The organism is Streptomyces sp. S6 (assembly GCF_054880855.1).
In genome coordinates this window covers 1-583 of sequence record NZ_JBTYMC010000738.1, presented here as the reverse complement: position 1 = coordinate 583, position 583 = coordinate 1, and the positions used below count along the sequence as shown (strand labels likewise).

Annotated in this window: 1 pseudogene; it reads left to right on the top strand. The window is 75.0% G+C overall.

The window, feature by feature from the left end:
• Positions 1-514 (top strand): annotated as a pseudogene (locus ACVNF4_RS36785) (nucleic acid/nucleotide deaminase domain-containing protein); the annotation flags it as partial.
• Positions 515-583: the final 69 nt, after the last annotated feature.

The following is a 583-nucleotide window of genomic DNA, read 5'->3' as shown; positions in this document are numbered from 1 at the left end:
CGGTGCCGCAGGCGCCCCTCCGGCACCTCCTGGTGCGCCCGGCGCGTTCCCCGGCGCCCCCGGCCCGTTCCCGGGTCCCCCTGGAGTACCCCCGGGCATGCCCCCCGCGGCCTACGGGTACCCCAACGCGACGGGCCAGCCGACGGTGGGCCCCGGCTACCAGGCGGTCCTGCGCTACCGCGCGCAGGACGGGTCCGAGCAGCAGCTCATCCGGCGGTCGGCGCCCGGCACCCCGCACCCGGAGTGGCAGATCTTCCACGAGCTGCGCGGGATGAACGTCCCGCCGGGCCAAGTGCTTGAGCTGCACACGGAGTTGGAGTCGTGTGCGCTGCCGGGCGCGTACTGCGCGCGGATGATCCGGGAGCAGTGGCCGCAGGCGCGGATCACGAGCATCGCGCCGTACGGCACGGACCACGCGAGCCGACAGCAGGGTATGCGTGAACTCCTCGCGCACCAGGGGGAGTTGCACCAGGTGGTGGACGCGGCGACGGTGGACGCGCAGGTGCCCTCGCCGAGCCTGTGGGGCGAGATGGCCGACTCCGCCCAGCACGCCACCGCGACCGCCACTGACGCCCGCTTCCCG